General features: G+C 42.8%; 16 protein-coding genes. 11 read left to right on the top strand and 5 right to left on the bottom strand.

The features are described from left to right. Nucleotides 1-125: 125 nt before the first annotated feature. Together AABW11_RS05375 and AABW11_RS05370 are read right to left on the bottom strand one after the other, a co-directional pair. A complete protein-coding gene (locus tag AABW11_RS05375) occupies nt 126-1,589 on the bottom strand; it encodes an O-antigen ligase family protein (RefSeq protein ID WP_340103762.1) in 1,464 nt (487 codons plus the stop codon). 77 nt (nt 1,590-1,666) lie between these two features. Beyond that, entirely contained in the window at nt 1,667-2,101 is a 435-nt protein-coding gene (locus AABW11_RS05370) for a hypothetical protein (RefSeq protein WP_340103761.1), read from the bottom strand. 565 nt (nt 2,102-2,666) lie between these two features. Between AABW11_RS05370 and ade the strand changes: the two genes are divergently transcribed. From ade to AABW11_RS05345, 5 genes are all read left to right on the top strand, one after another. Next, on the top strand, nt 2,667-4,298 hold the full coding sequence (ade, locus tag AABW11_RS05365) for an adenine deaminase (RefSeq protein ID WP_340103760.1): 1,632 nt from the start codon (nt 2,667-2,669) through the stop codon (nt 4,296-4,298). 775 nt (nt 4,299-5,073) lie between these two features. Continuing rightward, nucleotides 5,074-6,444 carry a glycoside hydrolase family 3 N-terminal domain-containing protein gene (locus AABW11_RS05360; protein WP_340103759.1) on the top strand — a complete coding sequence of 457 codons (1,371 nt, stop codon included), beginning with the start codon at nt 5,074-5,076 and terminating at the stop codon, nt 6,442-6,444. A gap of 540 nt (nt 6,445-6,984) precedes the next feature. After that, nucleotides 6,985-7,707 carry a response regulator transcription factor gene (locus tag AABW11_RS05355; RefSeq protein ID WP_340103758.1) on the top strand — a complete coding sequence of 241 codons (723 nt, stop codon included), beginning with the start codon at nt 6,985-6,987 and terminating at the stop codon, nt 7,705-7,707. Then, nucleotides 7,700-9,160: a sensor histidine kinase gene (locus tag AABW11_RS05350; RefSeq protein WP_340103757.1), complete on the top strand. Its 1,461-nt coding sequence runs from the start codon at nt 7,700-7,702 to the stop codon at nt 9,158-9,160. Before AABW11_RS05355 ends, AABW11_RS05350 begins: the two co-directional genes overlap by 8 nt. Before the next feature lie 366 nt (nt 9,161-9,526). Further along, nucleotides 9,527-11,383 carry a protein-disulfide reductase DsbD family protein gene (locus AABW11_RS05345; protein WP_340103756.1) on the top strand — a complete coding sequence of 619 codons (1,857 nt, stop codon included), beginning with the start codon at nt 9,527-9,529 and terminating at the stop codon, nt 11,381-11,383. Nucleotides 11,384-11,481: 98 nt separating this feature from the next. Here AABW11_RS05345 and AABW11_RS05340 read toward each other — a convergent pair whose 3' ends face one another. Both AABW11_RS05340 and AABW11_RS05335 read right to left on the bottom strand, forming a co-directional pair. Continuing rightward, nucleotides 11,482-11,742 carry a hypothetical protein gene (locus tag AABW11_RS05340; protein ID WP_340103755.1) on the bottom strand — a complete coding sequence of 87 codons (261 nt, stop codon included), beginning with the start codon at nt 11,740-11,742 and terminating at the stop codon, nt 11,482-11,484. Between the two features lie 18 nt (nt 11,743-11,760). After that, nucleotides 11,761-12,045 carry a carboxymuconolactone decarboxylase family protein gene (locus AABW11_RS05335; RefSeq protein ID WP_340103754.1) on the bottom strand — a complete coding sequence of 95 codons (285 nt, stop codon included), beginning with the start codon at nt 12,043-12,045 and terminating at the stop codon, nt 11,761-11,763. Nucleotides 12,046-12,204: 159 nt separating this feature from the next. On the opposite strand from AABW11_RS05335, the gene AABW11_RS05330 reads away from it, so the two are divergent. The 5 genes from AABW11_RS05330 to AABW11_RS05310 all read left to right on the top strand — a co-directional run bounded on the left by AABW11_RS05330 (nt 12,205) and on the right by AABW11_RS05310 (nt 16,383). Continuing rightward, the gene (locus AABW11_RS05330; RefSeq protein ID WP_340103753.1) at nt 12,205-13,314 is read left to right on the top strand and encodes a DUF3179 domain-containing protein; all 1,110 of its coding nucleotides are present in this window, start codon (nt 12,205-12,207) and stop codon (nt 13,312-13,314) included. Between the two features lie 1,129 nt (nt 13,315-14,443). Continuing rightward, entirely contained in the window at nt 14,444-15,106 is a 663-nt protein-coding gene (locus AABW11_RS05325; protein ID WP_340103884.1) for a hypothetical protein, read from the top strand. Further along, nucleotides 15,016-15,285: a helix-turn-helix domain-containing protein gene (locus tag AABW11_RS05320; RefSeq protein WP_340103752.1), complete on the top strand. Its 270-nt coding sequence runs from the start codon at nt 15,016-15,018 to the stop codon at nt 15,283-15,285. The genes AABW11_RS05325 and AABW11_RS05320 overlap by 91 nt, the downstream gene beginning before the upstream one ends. A 102-nt stretch (nt 15,286-15,387) precedes the next feature. Next, nucleotides 15,388-15,945, top strand: a complete 558-nt coding sequence (locus AABW11_RS05315; protein ID WP_340103751.1) for a carboxymuconolactone decarboxylase family protein — start codon at nt 15,388-15,390, stop codon at nt 15,943-15,945. Nucleotides 15,946-15,957: 12 nt separating this feature from the next. Next, nucleotides 15,958-16,383 (top strand): hypothetical protein, encoded by a 426-nt coding sequence (locus AABW11_RS05310; protein WP_340103750.1) that lies wholly within the window; start codon nt 15,958-15,960, stop codon nt 16,381-16,383. A 232-nt stretch (nt 16,384-16,615) separates the two neighbouring features. Here AABW11_RS05310 and AABW11_RS05305 read toward each other — a convergent pair whose 3' ends face one another. Next, a complete protein-coding gene (locus tag AABW11_RS05305) occupies nt 16,616-16,912 on the bottom strand; it encodes a hypothetical protein (RefSeq protein WP_340103749.1) in 297 nt (98 codons plus the stop codon). 386 nt (nt 16,913-17,298) lie between these two features. Here AABW11_RS05305 and AABW11_RS05300 point away from each other — a divergent pair, with 386 nt between their 5' ends. Beyond that, on the top strand, nt 17,299-19,728 hold the full coding sequence (locus AABW11_RS05300) for a BTAD domain-containing putative transcriptional regulator (RefSeq protein ID WP_340103748.1): 2,430 nt from the start codon (nt 17,299-17,301) through the stop codon (nt 19,726-19,728). Nucleotides 19,729-19,869: the final 141 nt, after the last annotated feature.

The raw sequence follows: 19,869 nt of genomic DNA, 5'->3' as shown, positions 1-19,869 counted from the left end.
GAATAACCTGCCGCTTTAGTGAATGTTACTAACTACAAGAGAATCAACAACCTGAATCGTTACATTAGATTTCTTTTACTTCAATTTGATGAGCGTTTAATAATATTTTGAAGACCTTAATTCCTTTATTCAAAAAGACCTTGCCCCCAAAATCTGGGATAAAATTTGCTCTCAGGATATTTAGATAAATAATTTTCATATCCTTGGTAAATAGTTGCAATATCGTCATGCACGAGACCTACGACTACAAGAATCAAAACAACATATACAATTGAAGCTAATCTTTGATTAGCAAAGTTTTTGATAACTGTGGTTTTGGTTCTGTTATATCCAAGAAGCCAAGCAACCATAAGGACAAACCAAATTTGGCTCATTGGAGTATGGAAAACTCCACTAAAAAAAGCATGGATTAATGCAGCAGATAATGCCCAGGAAACTGATATGTATAAGAATTTACTTTGAAATTTTTGATTCTCCTTTGGATAATTATTCAGCACATTTTTTATCAGAAACCCTATTAGAAACGCCAGGGCAATAAATGCTATAGACCCCCATTCGGTAATAAACTGGATATAAAAGTTATGCGGATGAGCAAAAAACGGAGCGGTCTCAATTTGTGAATAATGCATTGGACCGATTCCAAATAGCGGATTTTGCCACCAACTTTCCATAGCGCCTTGCCACATATTCAGTCGACCGCTGTCCGAGCTTCTGAGCAATGGCATGTTGCCATTAGAATTTGGAATTAATTTAAAAAAGATGAAATAAAATATGGCCCCGGCAGCAAGTGAGACTGACCCATATTTTAGAAACGGGATCAAATCTTTGCGCCATATTATTGTTAAAACAAAAATTGAAAGAATTAAACTCAGCACCGAACCTCTTCCACCGGAAGCAAAGATTAACATCCACCAAAACGAGGTTAATAAAAGTAGCAAAGCTGAAATTACCCATTGGGTAGAAAATTTATTCCGATGGTAGCAAATAATTCCCACCAAAATCGGAATTGTCCATGTTTGTGTATGATTGAAAAACCTCTTGTGAGTAAAGAACAGTGTTTCTTTCCCTTGTAGTTCTATCCCATTTATAATTATTGAAAAATCATATTTGCCAGGCCATAAAGTTATCATCGGGTTAAAGAATGAAGAAATGTAATTACCAAAGAACAACATCAAATAAGATACCGAATATAAAATAGCTGAAGCTATTATAATCTTACCAAGAAAGAGATGGTTCTTTTGATTTATAGGTGTGAGAATGAAAAGAAGACTTATTAGGAGAAATAAAAAAGCAAATTCGAGAAGAGCATATTCAAATCGTTCACTCAATAAGACCGATATACTTCCGACGCTAAACAAAAATAGAACGGCTACAAAAAAATATTTTGAAGAATCAGAGACTACGACGAAATTCTTTTTTGAAAGATTACCTCTTTTAAAATATGATGCAAAAAGAATTACTAGACTGATTCCTCCCATTATACATAACTGAAGCAATCGCTTATTATCATAGAAATTATAGTCTGGAATATTTAAATATGGTGCAAAAATCAGAAAGCCCAGTAATAAGCCAATTATTATTTTTTGCATTGTGAATTACTGATATAAAAAAAACCCCTCAAATTATCCTGAGGGGTTTAACTTAATTTAGATTTATTGAATCTGATTTAAGAATCAAATGCAAATACATTTGGTTCAACTGTTGCTGTAATTTGATCTGCTGCGGCGCAAGCTGTTCCGCCAGTGAGAACACCTTCTGCGTCAACAGCTCCGGGAGTATACCCATCACAACTTGCTGGATCTGCCACAATTGAGAATGATTGCGGCGCAAGTACAGCTATTGTGTATCTTCCATTCTCATTTTGTGCAGTTAGTGGTGTTGCTGTTACTCCATCAGCTGGAAAAGCAAGCCCATCAAATGAAAGTCCAGTAAAAGTTCTGCTACCACCACCTAACATTCCTGGTCTCATATAGAAGCCCTGTGCTGCAGAAGCAAGTGTTGCTACGTCATTTCTAACGGCGTCTACGTTTGCCTGATCGGCTGCTGTGCCGAAGGTGTTGATTGCTACGACCGTGGCGATACCCACGATGATTGTTACCAAGATTACGAGTAAGAGTTGTTGTTGACCCATGATGTACTCCGAATTGTTTGTTTAGTATTGGTTTGAGAACTGCAATTGATTTGCTGTTCTGTATGTATAGATTGCTACTGTGTACAAGAGTGTAAAAGATTCGATTTGTTACAGATTAAATTAAAATTTTTTAATTAATTGATTAGAAAAAAGAACCTCTCAACCCTCTCTCCTTACCTTATTGATTAATCCTATCTGCTAAAAATAGGTCTTTATTTAATTAAAATGCCTATTTATGAATCAAAACCGCACACCCAAATTGTAAAAGAACATTGAAATATTTTAACTAAAAGAGGGCATTTTGAAAACATTAGTATTAATGTTTTCTAATGTTTTACGGCGCAACTCTCTTCCCTTCGGTTATCGGACAGATTTAAAATCTACTTAAACCCATTTATAATTTTATTCATCTATAACTTTAAACTGTTTGTTTTAAACCTTTATTAGAGCCTCTTCTCTTTGGGTTCTCTTTTTGTTCACATATCTTCATTCATCTAATACCAATACATACATTCGACCTGAATCCATCAAACCCATGCAGGAACTTACAGGCACTATCCTTGATCCCGTCAACCGACGCTCATTTCCCGGAAAAATTACGTTTCATAACGGAGTCATTTTATCCGTTCAAAAGATTCCGGAGGCCGACGCCGGTCAACGTATCATCGCGCCCGGCTTTGTCGATTCCCATATTCATATAGAGAGCTCCATGCTCGTACCATCTGAGTTTGCGCGTCTTGCCGTTCGTCACGGCACAGTGGCCACCGTGTCTGATCCGCACGAAATTGCCAACGTCTGCGGGCTTGAGGGGGTTGAGTATATGATTGAAAATGGCAACAAGGTTCCTCTGAAGTTCTTTTTTGGCGCGCCTTCATGTGTTCCCGCTACATCATTTGAAACGTCAGGATCCCGGCTTACTCCCCGCGATATAGACAAGCTCCTGGAACGCGACGACATTCTTTACCTTGCAGAAATGATGAACTGGCCCGGCGTCCTTAACAATGATCCGGACGTCATTGCCAAGATTGAATCAGCCATAAAGCGCGGAAAACCGGTTGACGGTCACGCTCCGGAGCTAACAGGAATCGATGCAATTAAGTATGCAGGCGCCGGCATCACCACCGATCACGAATGTTTCACTATCAAGGAAGCCAGAGACAAGATCAAAGCAGGGATGAAAATTGCTATTCGTGAAGGCAGCGCCGCAAAAAACTATGAGGCACTGCATCCGCTGTTTGATGAATATCCGGATAGAATCATGTTCTGCTCTGATGATAAACATCCCGACGACCTGATTCTTGGCCACATTAACCACCTTGCGGCACGCTCACTTGATCATGGATATGATCTGTTTGACGTGCTGCAAGCCTCTTCGGTTCACGCTGTCCGCCATTACGGACTGGATGTGGGACTGCTCCAAACCGGTGATCCCGCAGATTTTGTCATTCTTGAAGACATTGATTCAATGGAGGTACTTGAAACCTGGATCAACGGAATGTGCGTATTCCGCGATAACAGTGTGCTCTTTGATACCATTGATGCGAACATCATCAATAATTTTGTCAGCCGGAAGGTCTCTGCCGCTGAGCTGGAAAAACGAATGTCATCGTCGGAATCAGAACTATCCGTTCCGGTCATTGTGGCAAAAGATGGGGAGCTCATCACTGAAAAATCAATGGAGACGCTTACCGCAGAAGATGGAATCATCTTGCCGGATCCTGATCGCGATATACTGAAAGTGGCGGTAGTTAACCGGTATGAGACGTCTGAACCGGCCGTTGGGTTTATCAAAAACTTTGGGATCAAAAACGGGGCTATCGCCTCCTCCGTTGCGCATGATTCGCATAACATTATTGCGGTCGGTTCATCCGATGAACACCTCGCCGAGGTTATCAATAAAATAATGGATAGCAAAGGTGGAATTGCAGTCTGCGACGATTCCGGTACCGATAGTCTCCCTCTTCCTATTGGCGGCATCATGACCAACCGGAACGGTGAAGAGACGGCAGGCGCCTACAAGCGCCTCACCCAAAAAGCGATAGACCTGGGCAGCACACTCAATTCTCCATTTATGACCATATCATTTATGGCACTGCTTGTGATTCCAAAACTGAAATTGAGTGATAAAGGCCTGTTTGATGGCGAGAACTTTGAATTTGTGGAATAGAATTAACAGACCTGTCAGCATTGGAAACATGGCATGTCTATTCAATATCAATGATCAGATCGTTTGCACCAATTCACTTCGAGCCAAATTCTCGCATAGATCAGGTGAGACATGCAATGTTTTGGATGGGACCCTTTGCCTGACGCTCACAGAAGTCCACCAAAAGCGCGGAAATGTTGTCAGGTCTGGTAACATGGCATGTCTATTCCGTATCAATGATCAGATCAATCACACGAATTCATTTCGAGCCAAATTCTCGCACAGATCAGGTGAGACATGCAATGTTTTGGATGGGACCCTTTGCCTGACGCTCACAGAAGTCCACCAAAAGCGCGGAAATGTTGTCAGGTCTGGTAACATGGCATGTCTATTCCGTATCAATGATCAGATCAATCACACGAATTCATTTCGAGCCAAATTCTCGCACAGATCAGGTGAGACATGCAATGTTTTGCAGGGAATCTTGCCCCATATTTTCGAAATCAAGCAAAAGCCAATCGCTTTTTGAGACGTTGCCTTACGCCCGCCTGATTATGGAGTCGGGGTTTTTAAAGTCTTATAAGCCTTCTCGGGTCGGCGACCCGAGGTACGTGGCGACGCTGACAGAAGTCCGTAAAAAGCCGCGTAAATGCTGTCAGGTCTAATATCAACCTGACTATCCAGCAACCTTCGCGGTATTCTCCAATTAAATGGAATCGGTTCCAGTTACATTCAGCCTCTGAATTCAGTTATTATTGGGGACTTAATTATTGCCCATCGCTCTTTAAAACTGTCCATGAAGCAAAGCTACCTGATTACTTTTATTTTTTTCTTATTTGCAATTACCACTCAGACAGAGGCTCAATCACTTGAAGATAAAATCGGTCAAATGATAATGGTCGGTGTTGAAAATGATCAGCTCTCACAGTCAACGCTGATTGAGGATCTTGAACAGCGAAACCTTGGCGGGGTTCTACTGTTCGGGTACAATATAGATAACCCGACACAGGTTCGAAACTATACTTCCGACCTACAGACAAAAAGTGACGAACGGCTGCTCATCGCAGTTGACCAGGAGGGCGGAATTGTTGCCCGTCTGGATGAAACCAATGGCTATGCGCAAACATATTCCGCGGAAACCCTGGGATTCGAATTTAACTCGGAAGATTCTACCCGTGCAGTCGCACAGCTGATGGCTCACTGGCTGAGTGACGCCGGTTTTACATTTAATCTTGCACCGGTTGTTGACCTGAGAATCAATCCCAACAGCCCGGCAATTGGCTTTCTCGACCGTAGTTTTTCAGCAGACCCTGAAACGGTTGTTAATCACGCAAGCTGGTTCATTGAGGAATTTCACAGCCGAAATATTGCCACCGCCCTGAAACACTTTCCCGGACACGGCAGTGCGGAGACAGATTCGCATTTAGGATTTACAGATATCACCAACACCTGGAAATCTGTTGAGCTCGACCCTTTTAAACAGCTCATAGACAATGGTTACAATGATCCCATCATGACCGGTCACCTCTACAATGAGGATTGGGACACAAATTACCCGGTGTCTCTTTCTGAGTACGCCATTACCATAATGTTGCGTGACAGCCTTGGATTTGATGGTGTTGTCATAACCGATGAACTATTTATGCGCGCCCTCTCCAATAATTACGGGCTTGAGGAAACAATTGTCACTACTATAAACGCCGGTACCGACATTTTGCTGTTCAACACCAATATCTGGAATAATCAATCGCTGGTTGAATATATCATTAACCTGGTAGTTGATCGCATTAGTGACGGGACAATTCAAGAGTCAACTATTAACGAATCTTATGCGAGAATCAAGTGGCTGAAACAAGAAAGAATTCCCACATCCTCCGATGAAATTGTTGAAAGCTCCGAGTTGCCGGCATCTTTCAGAATTCAAAACTACCCCAATCCTTTTAATCCTTCAACAACAATAACCGTGTCAACACTTGAGCGGTCAAATGTACGTATTTCCGTTCATGATGCTTTAGGCCGGGAAGTCCGGCTTCTTCAGGAAGGTCAGCTACAAAGAGGCGTACATACCATTCGATTTGATGGAGGCCGGCTTTCGTCAGGTGTTTATTTCGTCATGGTTCGGTCACCATCATCCGTTAAAACCCATGCTATAACGCTTGTAAAATAAGACGGGCAGCTTACTATCGGTTAATTAGGTTTGTTGATGCCAAAATATTTGATTTCGTAGTAGATCAAACCCGACAGGCCGTGACTTAACGGGTTTCTTTAAGAATTGATTGTAGTTTGATTGTATTCGGAGATGGAAATATGGCATGTTTATTCCACATTAATGATCAGATCAATGACACGAATTCAACTCGAGCAAAATTCTCGCATAGACCAGATGAGACATGCGATGTTTTGGATGGGATCTATCAGCGTTCTACGATTGTACGATTAAGAAACGATCGAAAACGAGCAAATGACACTTAATTTATAGACGTTGCCTTACGGCCGGCTTGTTCTCGATTCGGGTAATTTTGAGACTTATAAACCTTCTCGGGTCGGCGACCCGAGGTACCTAGCGACGCTGACAGAAGTCCGCAAAAAGCCGCGTAAATGCTGTAAGGTCTTTTGAGCCAACCACCCAATTTGTTACGAACCCGTGATGAATCTTCACTTGTTTTGTACAATATTCTCATTATTCTTAAAGAAAAGAGATTTTGATATGTCACACACCAACGAATCAATTCTTGTCGTAGAGGATAACAAAGACCTTGTTAATCTTCTTGAGATCAATTTATCAGATGAGGGGTATCAGGTTCAGACGGCAATGGACGGCGAAGCGGCCCTTGAAGCTTTCAATCAACAAGAGCCGTCACTGATTGTTCTCGATGTAATGCTGCCAAAAATGGATGGGTTTGACGTTTGCAAGGAAATCCGATCCAAAAATAAGCAGGTCCCTATTCTCATGCTTACAGCCAAATCAGAAGAGGTCGACAAAGTTCTTGGCCTTGAAATTGGTGCCGATGATTACATGACGAAACCGTTCAGCATTCGTGAGTTCCTGGCTCGTGTGAAAGCAATAATTCGGCGGTCAAATACGGCATCAACCCCTGCGAAACAATCAAAACTCAGTTACAAAGACCTGGTCGTGGATCCCGATAAACGACGGGTTTCTCTGCAGGGTGAAATGATAGAACTTACAAGTAAAGAGTATGATCTCCTGCTGCTATTCTTTTCAAATCCCGGGAAGGCCTACAGCCGGGAAGAGCTACTGAACATCGTTTGGGGGTATAGTTATGAAGGATACAGCCACACCGTGAATTCACATATCAATCGCCTGAGAAGTAAAATCGAGGATGATCCGTCCGAGCCCGATTACATTAAAACTGTCTGGGGCGTGGGATACCGTTTTACAGATATAGAAAAGGAAGCAAATCATGCGTAGTTTTTACACGAAACTTGCCGTCATATTCTCCATTATCCTGGTGGTGTTTGGAATGATTGTGGCGTTTATAAGTATTCGTGCCTCCTCCAAGGTAGCTCAGGAGTCGCTGCAAAAGATCAATCACGACCTTGCGCCAACACTCGTTGAATCATTTGAGCCAATTGTAAAAGATGAATTTAACCAGCAAAAAATTGAAGCCTTACTGACCAGGCTTCGTGGCACAAATCCTCAATTCGACTTCTATCTCCTGAATGGTGAAGGAAAAATTAAAAGCTCGATACCTGCATCAAAGCAAAAAATAAACGTCGCGAACGCGACCGTTGACGTGGAACCGCTTGATGATTTTATAGCCGGAGAGCCGTTGCCCATACTCGCTGCCGACCCGCTCAACCCCGGTCAAATGAAGCCATTCAGCGCCGCGCACATCAGTATTATGGGATCACAAGGTTGTTATCTTTATGTAGTACTTGAGGGCGAGCAATTCAGTGAAACCTTTGCCGTGCTTTCGGAAAGCTATATTACCAGAGGATCACTGATCATCATTGGCCTGGCCCTGATTATAAGTCTTATTGTAGGACTCATACTATTCAGGCAGCTCACACAGCGCCTCGATGTTATCAAATCTACTGTTGCGGACTTTGAACGGGGTGAGCTAACAAAGCGGATTCCCGTAAAAGGCAATGACGAGCTTTCAGATCTTTCAAGATGTTTCAACAGTATGGCGGATAATCTCTATCATAATATGATGGAAATTAGAAAATCTGACCAGCTGCGCCGCGAGCTTGTAGCAAACATTTCCCACGATTTACGAAGTCCGCTGGCATCTATCCAGGGATACCTGGAAACGATTCAGCTCAAAGGCGAAGATCTCACCCGTGAACAGTTTACGCAATATGTTGAAACGGCCCTCGGGAATACCAAGCGACTCAATAAACTGATTGGCGACCTTTTTGATCTTTCAAAACTGGATGCGGAACAAGTTAAACCGGCGCTCGAGTCAGTATCGGTAGCTGAGCTGGTGCAAGATATTGCCCTTCAGTTTAAACCCATCGCCGCTAAGAAAAATATTGAACTATCTGCAGGCTTTCCAGAGCAGCCCAACTCCTATATCACGGCAGATATAGGTCTGTTAAACAGGGCCATTGCAAATCTAATTAACAATGCCATTGAACATACCCCGGAAGGCGGAAAAGTGTCCATCACCTTTTCAAAAGACGGAACAAATGTTCGGCTTGAGGTTTGTGACAGTGGTTCAGGAATCCCGGAGTCGGACCTACCTCATATTTTTGACCGGTTTTACCAGGCTGATAAAAGCCGATCAAGCGATTCAAATGCCGGGCTCGGTCTTGCAATCGCTCAAAAAATTTTTAGCCTTCATGGCGGCAAAATTTCTGTTGATAGTCCATTGGAAACCGGAACCACATTTAAAGTTTGGATACCGGAATCCTCCTGAGAATGAGACGTCTGAAATTATGCCAATTATTAATATGGAGTTTATTCTGGAGTGACCCCTTCTGCCGCAGCATCCCATATGGGGAAGGTGGACTTTCATCTTTTCCGACCAGAGGATCGGGGAAATGAACCACTTTTGATAGAATGGGTAGATCATCTTCTTTAAAACTTCAAAAAATTGTGCTACTATCTCAATTGTCCAACTTACAGGAGAGCAAAAGAAAACCTGGTTGATGGCATTAATGAAACTGAACAATAAATAATTTGATTGGATGTTTTCTTAATGGAATGCAAAAGCCAACGTCGGGTGTTGGTCGAGTTCACGGCATCAAATTTTTTATCAAACTTAATTTTATAAACGCAACGAATGCCACAGTTTACGTTTAAACGCTGGTTATCACTTTTTACCCTGATAGCACTGGTTACCACCTCTCAGCTGGCTGCACAATCATCTGCTGTATCAAGTGCATCAAAAGTTGATATAAAGATCGTCAAGTCTCAAAATGTAATCCCGGCGGGCAGCTCGGCACAGTACGGGGTATTGCTCAATCTTGAAGAGGGATGGAAAGTAAACTCTAATCAGCCGCGGCAGGATTTTTTAATTGGTACTGAGCTTACAATCAGTGGAACCGACCAGCTGACGGCAACCGCGTTTCAGTACCCAAATCCAAAAACCTACAACTTTGAATTTTCACCCGTCCCGGTTGATGTATTTGAAGGCGAAGCTCCGATTCTATTTTCTGTTTTTGCGTCGGAGTCGATTGACCCGGGAAGTTATGAACTAAACGGATCGCTTAGAATCCAGGCTTGCGATAACGAAGTGTGCCTTGCGCCTGTTACTCTTGATGTCTCTGTGCCGGTGGAAGTTTCTGCGGCAGGCACAGGATTCCAGCCGCTCAACACCGAATTTTTTGAGAGTATCGAAACATCCGGGGGTTCCATTGTAGATGCACTCTCTGCACGTGGCGGCGGTGAAATCGAGGCGCTATTCGATTCCTTAGGCCTTTTTTGGGCATTTGCGGGCATCTTTTTGATCGGCCTCGCGCTCAATCTTACACCTTGCGTATACCCCATGATGTCGGTGACCGTTTCCCTGTTCGGAAACAGTTCCGATAGTGAAAGTAAACTCAGCAGCTCGTTTTTCATGGCGTTTGTATATGTGATGGGAATCGTATTTATGTACAGCATTCTTGGTGTTGCCGCGGCTTTTACAGGGGCACTGTTCGGAAGCTGGCTGCAGAGCCCAATTGTACTGGCCGGAATCGGTATTCTCATTTTCGCACTCGCCCTTAGCATGTTTGGACTTTATGAGCTCCAGCCACCCTCCTCCTGGATGCAGTCGCTCAGCGGCACTCAGCGTAAAACCGGCGGCGTTGTTGGCCATTTCTTCTCCGGCCTGGTGGTCGGAGTATTTGCAGCCCCCTGTATCGGCCCCCCCATTATTGCATTGCTGGCATTTGTAGGATCACAAGGTGACCCGGTTTTCGGATTCACCATTTTCTTTGTGATGGCATTTGGGTTAGGATTCCCGTACCTGATACTTGGAACGTTTAGCGGTCTGCTGTCTAAAATGCCGAAATCCGGCACCTGGATGGTTTGGGTGAAAAAGATTTTCGGTGTGGTCCTGGTGGGAGTTGCTTTGTTCTATATCGCACTTGCCTTCTTCCCAGGCTACTCATTTCACATGATCATCGCCACGGTCATCATTGGCGGTATTTATCTTGGATTTCTGGAATCATCCGGCAAAGGCATCAAAACATTCACCCGCATTAAATGGGGACTGGGTGCAGCAATGCTTGCTTTAGGAGTCATGATGATCATGAACCTTCAAAAAGAAGGAATCGAATGGGAGCCGTACAGCGACGAAAAATATACAGAAGCTATTGAGAACAACCAGCCCGTAATAATGGATTTTTATGCCGACTGGTGTATACCCTGCCTCGAACTCGAACGGTCTACCTTTGTGGATGAAAACGTGATTGAATCTACTCAGAACTTCAGGAGATTTAAGGTAGACATGACCAATTACGAATCCGAAGATTCACAGAATCTTAGAGAGAGGTTTGAAGTGGCAGGCGTACCCACAATTGTATTTATTGGCCCCGGCGGCGAAGAGATTGAAGATGCCCGCGTGGTTGGTTACCTGAATGCCAGCAGCTTTATGGAACGGGTAAACATGTTGCTGGAAGCATCAAATAGCGAAGGCGTGGCACTTGCTGAGTAATCAGTTTGTTAGTTAAACAGTTAAACAGTTCAACAGTTTATCAGTTTATCAGTTTATCAGTTTTTAATTTAAGACTTCAGTGGCTCGCGCTAACACCATCAATACTTATACCCCTTCATTTCCTCATCGGTAAATTCAACCCCGAGTCCCAGAACCATTCGATTGACAAAATTGAAGTAGGCTATCACTTGCGTGGCATCAAGAATAGCACGGTCGGTAAGTCCGGATTTTCGAATTTCCTGAATGAGTTTTGTTGTATCCTTTGCTGGAGCTTTGGTTAGCTGATCGGCATACTGACACAGCAAAAACTCAGCCTCATTCAATTCGGCATTTTTCCTATCCCCGGGGTCTGAAATCATTTTTATTCGTTCCTCATCTTACCAGTACGCAAGCAACGCCTGTTCATGATGATTCACGCAATAGTCACAATTATTTGCTGCTGACACCACCACACCTATCATTTCCCGCTGGTATCGCTTGAGTGGTGATTTACCAAACATAACTGCCATATAGAGCTCCATATGTGCAACAAGAACCGAGGGGTTCAGGCTGTGTATTTTATGCACTTCTGCGAGCTTCCCTCTCGATTCAACCAGGTTCTCGTAAATTTGTTTTAGTTCACCTTCGGCTTCCTCGAAAGTTACTGTTTCAATATGCGGCATTATGCACTCCGATGTTATCGATTGACTGTTTTTGCAACAACAACAAACTATTCATTTTATCAGTTATATGATAAAACCGCGATCGTTTGTTACTTAATTGTTATGCATCGCCCCTTCTTTTTTTTCTTATTGCAAATAAAACAATTAGACCCAAACAGTATGTTTTACAATATCTTCAGATTTTTTGGCCTGCTGCTGATGCTTTTAAGCATTGCTTTCCATCCTTTACACTCACAGCAGCTTAGCGGCTTTGATACAAATACCGATAAGCGAAGTATCGATCTCGACGACCTTAAGGCCGGTGGTCCAGGCAAGGACGGCATTCCATCGATCGATGACCCCAAATTTGTTTCTCAGGCCGATGCAGCAGAATGGCTCGCATCCAACGAGCCTGTCATATCACTCGAAGTTAACGGCGAGGCACGGGCGTATCCCCTTCAGATCCTGATCTGGCATGAAATTGCAAACGATGAGCTTGGCGGGGTTCCGGTGGCTGTCACATTTTGTCCGCTTTGCTATTCCGCTATCGTCTTCGACCGCCGTGTTGATGGTGAAACTCTAAGATTTGGAGTGTCCGGTTTTCTGCGGCATTCCGACATGATTATGTACGACCGCAAAACGGAAAGTCTCTGGCAGCAATTTTCCGGCGAAGCCCTGGTGGGCGATTACACAGGCACCGAACTCACCATCATACCGAGTCAGCTTATTTCGTTTGAGCAGTTCAGAAATTCATTTCCAGACTCACGGGTGCTCTCCCGGAACACAGGCTATAATAGAAACTATGGTGAAAATCCGTACGCCGGCTACGATGACATTAATAATTCCCCCTTTTTACTCGATGAGGATGAGTTAACGGATAAACTCCCGCCGATGGAAAAAGTGATTGGTGTTCGTTCTGGTGAGGCCTCCAGAGCATATCCATATTCTGAGACATCAGAAGAACGGGTCATTCAGGATGTCATTAATGGTGAGCCTATCGTCATTTTTCATGTGGAAGGTATGGCATCCGCGATGGATAATCGAAGAATTCAACAATCCCGTGATGATGGGGCAACAGGCGTATTTTCGCCTGTGGTCAAAGGAGATACGCTGGAGTTTAAATGGGAAAATGATGCCATCAAAGACACAAAAACTGAAAGCAAATGGAGCATTAGCGGAAAGGCTGTAAAGGGTCCGCTAAAAGGCGAGCAGCTTGAAACTAAAACATACGGCGACTACTTTGCTTTTGCCTGGATGGTATTCTATCCCAATACTGAAATTTATCGATGACAGATTTATTTCCAGAGTTCAACTACCGATGACAGATTGATAAAAGTAATGTTATTGGGCTTTATTCAATGCTTATTGCCTTTACGAACACACCCCTAAATCCCCTCTCGAGAGGGGACTATAATCTCTGTCACCTTTGAAATAGTGTTGCCCGATTTTGGGCAAAATTAGAGGCTACCAATGACAGATTTTAACCATCACGTTTTCTCCCGTTGTGGAAAAAACTCCCGGCTATGATGGCTTCCGGGCATGGTTTGCCCCGCACGGTTACACAATGAGAATGCTCACTGCGTGAACGATCATTGCGATTTTTCCCGTGCCTGCCCTCCGAAGCCTTGGCGCAGTTAGGGCTGTGGTGCAACCCCTGCTATCTCTCAACCCATCAAGGCCGGAGGGCTGTATCCTAATAACTGATTATGAAGTAGAGCTTTGCTACTATTTCTGTCTCTTCTTAAATGGTATTGCCCTGCTTTTTGGGCAAAATTAGCGGCTACCGATGACAGATTTTAAAAGCACTGTTTTAGGCTAAAATCGATGTTTTATTTTAATATGCACGTGAATTATCCCCTGCCAATCTACATCCGGTTATGTGTGGTTTCGAGCCTGCGCGTAACAGAAAGTCCCAATAGGGACGGCAGCTTCGTAGCCCCATACAAGCGCCGTGGTGTTTACGGCGCGCAGTGTGGGGTTAGTTAGCGCAGATAATCCAAGAGCCCCAAGGCGAATGATTACACAGAAGAAATGAATTCAGTCGACGGGTTTATGAAAGATCAAATCCATGGATGCATCACGACCTGAAGAGGTGCTTTTGAAATTTAATTCTACCTGTAATACCGTACACATACCCTCAAAACGAATAGTAGTTCCGGATCGGAAAACACATCCTGTCACCTCTCAAATAGTGTTGCCCGTTTTTGGGCAAAATTAGTGGCTACCGAAAACAGTTTGTAAATTAGTTGATCTATATGCCTGATACTTAAACAGCTGAGAGTCAGATGTCCCTTCTGAGGGGAGATTTTATCCTGTCACATTCAAAATGGTGTCCCCCTTTTTTTTTGAGTAAAATTAGGAGCTAACAGTGATAAATACGCAGCTATTGGCATTTACTTAATAAAGCCGGCAAAGCAGTATGATAAAATTTTTTGAGGACTCCCGTTATGGATCATTTTTTGCCATTTCAACAGAATTTCCATCAGACATAGTGGAATCAAAAAAACCTCTCATGTTTATCTGGAATGATGAAGGTAAGCCAATGATATTTCATGTTGATGGGAGGCAAATCACCCTCCAGCATTCCAGTATATTGTGTACTACCTACATGTACAATTTACGATTTGACAATTCTGAATCAGATTTGAAATTTCTTCTTTTCAACCGGGAATTTTACTGTATTCATACAAATGACAGCGAAGTTAGCTGTAATGGACTTCTGTTTTTTGGATCAGATTTTACCCCAATCCTCGATTTGTCTGACAGTGAATCATCAACACTTCGAACGCTTTTCAGTGTATTATCTGAAGAGTTCGACATCCATGATACGGGACAGGAAGAGATGCTGCGCATTTTGTTGAAACGGTTCATCATTCGCTGTACCCGTATGGCGAATAACCAGATTGTTCAAAATGGCGACAATCAAACAGAAATTGACCTGATAAGGCATTACAACGTACAAGTTGAAGAACATTACAAAACAAAAAGAAGGTGGCGGACTATGCTGATCTTCTATTCAAATCTCCAAAAACCATCGCGAATGTCTTCAGCAAAAATTCAGAATACACTCCCCTTGAGGTGATTCATAACCGGGTCATCCTCGTAGCAAAACGAATGCTTCTGTATACCGACAAATCCTCAAAACAAATCGGTCTTGAGCTTGGATATGATGATCCGGCCCAATTTAGCAAGCTTTTCAAGAAACAGACCGGAACCACCACGACTGAGTTTAAGAATAACAAAGCAGTCATCCCACAATAGGAAGTATTGACAATAGCGGGTGACGTCCTGCCATTTTTTAACGGTCTTACATCAGGTAGTTTATGAGTGAATTAAACAAACAACTCATAAACCAACAAAACCATGAGACCATTTAATGTTCCGATAAAAAACGATGTAACTGAACAAAACCGAGCCATCTTTGATGATCTTGAATCCAAACTCGGGTTTGTTCCTAATATTTATGCAACCTATGCGCTGTCTGACAACACGCCTGCAAGATACCTCTCGTTTGCTAACGGCAAAACCTCTCTAAGTAACAAAGAAAAAGAGGCGATCAACCTCATTGTCAGCCAGGTAAACGGGTGCGTGTACTGCCAGGCCGCTCATACTCAACTGGGTAAAATGAACGGGTTTACAGAAGATCAAACCATAGAGTTGCGTAAAGGAACAGCGGGGTTCAACGGGAAACTTGATGCTATAGTAAAACTCACTAAAGCTATCACAGGCAACAGGGGCGTCATTTCTGATGATGTTCTCCGGGTATTTTTTGATGCAGGCTATACAAAAGAGAACCTGGTGGATGTTATTCTGAATGTTGGCGAAAAAACAACAACCAATCTCTTGCATAATGTCACGCAGATTCCGGTCGATTTTCCGGAAGCACCTACCCTGGACCGAACTGAACCACAAACTGTTTAACGGAGGATAACCATGCATAAAATCAACTGGACAAAAGCAATATTAGCCGGCATTGCCGGAACAGTATTATTCGACATCTTTGGATTAATTTCAGGCTCGGGGTGGTGGGATATTCCTGCCCTCCTGGGAGAAAAAACAGGCCTTGGACTGGCTTACGGGGTATTTGGCCACTACAGCAACGGTATATTATTGGCGGTCCTTTACTCTGGTATAGCACCATCGCTGATAGGCCCAAACTGGCTTCGCCCATTCATTTTCATGACAGGTGAAACCATCGCCCTGGTCTGGTTCTTCATGTTCCCGTTGCTGGGTGCGGGAGTTGCCGGGCTTAATATGGGTGTGGACATGGCCATCGGATCGATGGTTCGCCACTGGCTGTTTGCGATCCCGCTGATCTTAATCGTCAATAAAGATCTGTTCGACAACACAGCATCATAGCCTCTTCAAGTTCCCAGAAAGGCACCTCATTGGGTTGGGGTGTCTTTTTGTTATTTGTGCAAACCAGGTCGTTGGGTTCACTTTTTTGCTCATCCGGGACTTGAGCCGGCATATCCCTTACTCGTTTGAACTGTACATCTGACACCGGCAAATCCTTCCCCGTTACAAAAATGGGAGATCGCGGTTCGGGGTCCGCGATGACGGTAATAATCTCACATACCAGACCAACACATCACCCCTGTGTCAATAACACAAGACTCTCCTTTAGTGCTCCAAGCGAGTGTGTCACGTTGGCCGGAATATCGATTTCATCGTACTGTTTCAGGCGAATGTCTTTCTTTTCCATATGATAGATGAGGTCACCCTCAAGCACAAGTAATTTAGTCGGATGTTTTGCTTTATGGTCTTCAAGTTTCATTCCTTTATTGAATCCGAACAGCAAAACCTTAAACTTTTCACCCACGTGAAATGATTTGGCTACCGGTTTATCCGCATCTTTCAGCTGTTCTTTGATCTCGTTGATTGTCATGTCATCCCCTTTTTAAGACGTTCAATTACTGATTTTATTTATTATAGCTTTTAATTGGTCGAATCCAAAACAATGTGCGATCAATAACAAATAAAGACTCTTAAAATACAAGAGTCTGGCTTAACAGATTGCAGTATTTCATTATTATTTCAACAATTAATACTCTTTTTTAAACCCTTTCTTTTTCAAAGAATTTATCCAGCCACTGATCATCTCATTAGCTGTTCTATCAATATTTTTTTAAAATTTTAGCGACAGCCTCCTTAATTATTGATAATTAATTGAGTTTCCGACACTTAATTTTAAGCGTATTTCTTCAGGAATTGCAAAATATATTGGACATCTCGTAGTCATTGAGAATATTCCTTCCACTATTCACTCATCTTTTGTTAATTAACATTGAACAGGAGATCAGCCACACCGATATGATCAAACTTCAGTTACTGGGCCCTTTAAGAATTCGAAAAGAGGATCACACTCTTGATCAATCGGTTCCAAAAGGAGCCAAGAGAATCTCACTTCTTGCTTACCTTGTCTTAGTTAAACCACATGGATATCATCGGAGAGATAATTTGCTGGCCATGTTGTGGCCAGACTCAGGTCAAAAAAGCGCCCGAAATTCACTGAGCAATATTCTATACCATATTCGGGAAGCTCTCGGTAAAGATGTGGTCTTAAATCGAGGGTCAGAGGAAATACAGGCAAACACAGATTTGATTTGGTGTGACGCTCTTGCTTTTCAAAAATCACTTAATCAAAATGATCTATACGAGGCATATAGTCTCTATAAAGGTGAACTTCTCGCCGGTTTCCATGTAGATCATGTGTCAAATGATTTTCAGGACTGGCTTGATGGAAAACGCGAGAGTTTAAAAGACGAGTATCGCAAACTATGCTGGAAGCTCGCCGTAAAGGAGAAAGAATCAGGGCATCTCGATATTGCCAACCAATATGCACAAGAAGCAGCTAATTTAACGCCTTACTCAGAAACGGACCATCACCGTTTTATTGAGTTTCTGGTCGCTACCGGACGGCCCGACAAAGCAAAGCAGGTATATGAAAAGTATGCCGAACGCCTCAGATCGGATTTGGATTCAAATCCATCACAAGACCTGACACGCTACGTAAAAAGTCTCTCAACCATTCACTCAGCTAATCAACGGGCTGAAACCAATAAAACCAAGAGCTCCTCTTCCTCAGATGAAGAAGGAAATAAGAGTGACCGTCAGAACACCGATGCAAATTCCAAAAACATGCTCCACAAGCGATCTGAAGCCAGTGCTGATCGCAGCAATACAACACTATTCAGATACACTCTAATCCTATTGACGATTGCTCTGATAGCGTGGTTCATTGGAAGAAATATTTTCAACCAGGAATCTGCGTTTCAGGCCGGGGACAAATCAGTTGCGGTTCTTCCATTTACGTATATAAACTCTCCGGATAGTACCGACTATTTTAGCCTTGGAATCACAGAAGAAATTCTCTCAAAGTTGGCCCGTGTTGCTGATTTGTCTGTTACATCGCGTACATCTGTTATGCGGTACCAGAATTCCGATAAAAGTATTCAGGAAATTGCCCGAGAGCTTGGGGTTTCTTCAGTCGTTGAAGGAAGTGTCCAGCGGCATTGGGATGAAGTGCGTATAACTGCACAACTGATTGATGCGGAAACGGACCGGCATCTTTGGGGAGATACTTATGACCGAAAAATTGAGAACATCCTTGATATCCAGAGTGAAGTTGCGGCGAGAATTGCAAATGCTTTGCAAACAGAGCTCATACCGCATGAAAATTCCGAGTACTCTCCTAATCAAAACGTAGATGATTTCGCTTACCAGATCTACTTACAAGCTAAACACTTGCTGGATATTCATGAGCCTGAAGGTATCATGGAATCAATCGATTTATTCAAGGAATCTATTTTAGTTGATTCAACATTTGCCCCGGCCCATGGTAGTCTTGCCCTTGCTTACTATTATGCGGGCCTTTTATCCACACTTGAGTTTAATGTGGTTGGAGTTGAAGGAATAAAATTAAGACAAGCTGCAGATTTGTCTCTTCAATCAGCAAACAAGGCAATTTCTATTAATCCAAACGTCGTCGAAGCATACCTTGCGCAAGCCATCATATACCAGCGCATTCACAGCGACTGGGAGCAAAGTGAAGACAAGTTTTTAAAAGCATTATCATTAAATCCCAATAATAGTGATGTAAGACGAGGGTATGGTTTTCATCTGTTATTTCAGGGAAATATTGAAGAAGCTTTGATCCATATGGAAAAAGCGGTAGCAGTTGACCCATTATCCTGGTACGCTCATCACGGATTAGGATATACCTACTATTGCGCAAGAAAATATGAAAAAGCGATCCTGGAGCTTGAGACTTCTATCAATCTCGGCAGTCCTAACCCAATAACTAAAAAACACCTGAGTCTTGCTCTGCTTAAAAAAAGCCAGGAGCTATTCAACAATGGACAGGACGAGGAAGCTATCTCCATGATTGAGCGAGGTAGTTCTATTTTAGATGAAATCTGGGGAGCCAACACCGGGTGGAAAGAAACCGTCGTTTTTGCTGCTATGGGCAACAAGGCAAAAACTCTTCAAAGTATTAATGAAAATCCTCTCCCCAATCCTCCTACATTGTATTCTTTACTACTTATCGGCCAAACTGATGAAGTATTGGAAAATCTTGAAAACAGAATAAACTTCAGAATTAATCGAACATATGTCGATCCTATTTTTGATTCTATTAGAGATCACCCAAGATTTAAACAAATGGTCAGGCACGATCTAAATAAAAACATTAAGTTTGACTGATTTTCGCTCTTTTTTGTTGATCGCAGGAATTGTTCTCCGCTTTGATTTAAGGCAGGAAAAGTACATTCGAAAGATCTATTTATTTGTTGATTGAATATCAAAAAAATGGAGCCTGCCGATCTAGTAACCGACAGGCTCTAT

Origin of the sequence: Rhodohalobacter sp. 8-1 (genome assembly GCF_038150125.1) — a bacterium.
Taxonomy (GTDB): Bacteria; Bacteroidota; Rhodothermia; order Balneolales; family Balneolaceae; genus SW132.
The sequence above is the reverse complement of the archived record's forward strand: the minus strand, read 5'-3'. Positions and strand labels throughout refer to the sequence as shown.

Bases quoted from the DNA above. Each gene is read 5' to 3' on its own strand.
- AABW11_RS05310 (WP_340103750.1), top strand. From the start codon at position 15,958: ATGCATAAAATCAACTGGACAAAAGCAATATTAGCCGGCATTGCCGGA.
- AABW11_RS05345 (WP_340103756.1), top strand. From the start codon at position 9,527: ATGCCACAGTTTACGTTTAAACGCTGGTTATCACTTTTTACCCTGATA.
- AABW11_RS05375 (WP_340103762.1), bottom strand. From the start codon at position 1,589: ATGCAAAAAATAATAATTGGCTTATTACTGGGCTTTCTGATTTTTGCA.
- AABW11_RS05315 (WP_340103751.1), top strand. From the start codon at position 15,388: ATGAGACCATTTAATGTTCCGATAAAAAACGATGTAACTGAACAAAAC.
- AABW11_RS05350 (WP_340103757.1), top strand. From the start codon at position 7,700: ATGCGTAGTTTTTACACGAAACTTGCCGTCATATTCTCCATTATCCTG.
- AABW11_RS05355 (WP_340103758.1), top strand. From the start codon at position 6,985: ATGTCACACACCAACGAATCAATTCTTGTCGTAGAGGATAACAAAGAC.
- AABW11_RS05330 (WP_340103753.1), top strand. From the start codon at position 12,205: ATGTTTTACAATATCTTCAGATTTTTTGGCCTGCTGCTGATGCTTTTA.
- AABW11_RS05335 (WP_340103754.1), bottom strand. From the start codon at position 12,045: ATGCCGCATATTGAAACAGTAACTTTCGAGGAAGCCGAAGGTGAACTA.
- AABW11_RS05325 (WP_340103884.1), top strand. From the start codon at position 14,444: ATGATAAAATTTTTTGAGGACTCCCGTTATGGATCATTTTTTGCCATT.
- ade (WP_340103760.1), top strand. From the start codon at position 2,667: ATGCAGGAACTTACAGGCACTATCCTTGATCCCGTCAACCGACGCTCA.
- AABW11_RS05340 (WP_340103755.1), bottom strand. From the start codon at position 11,742: ATGATTTCAGACCCCGGGGATAGGAAAAATGCCGAATTGAATGAGGCT.
- AABW11_RS05305 (WP_340103749.1), bottom strand. From the start codon at position 16,912: ATGACAATCAACGAGATCAAAGAACAGCTGAAAGATGCGGATAAACCG.
- AABW11_RS05360 (WP_340103759.1), top strand. From the start codon at position 5,074: ATGAAGCAAAGCTACCTGATTACTTTTATTTTTTTCTTATTTGCAATT.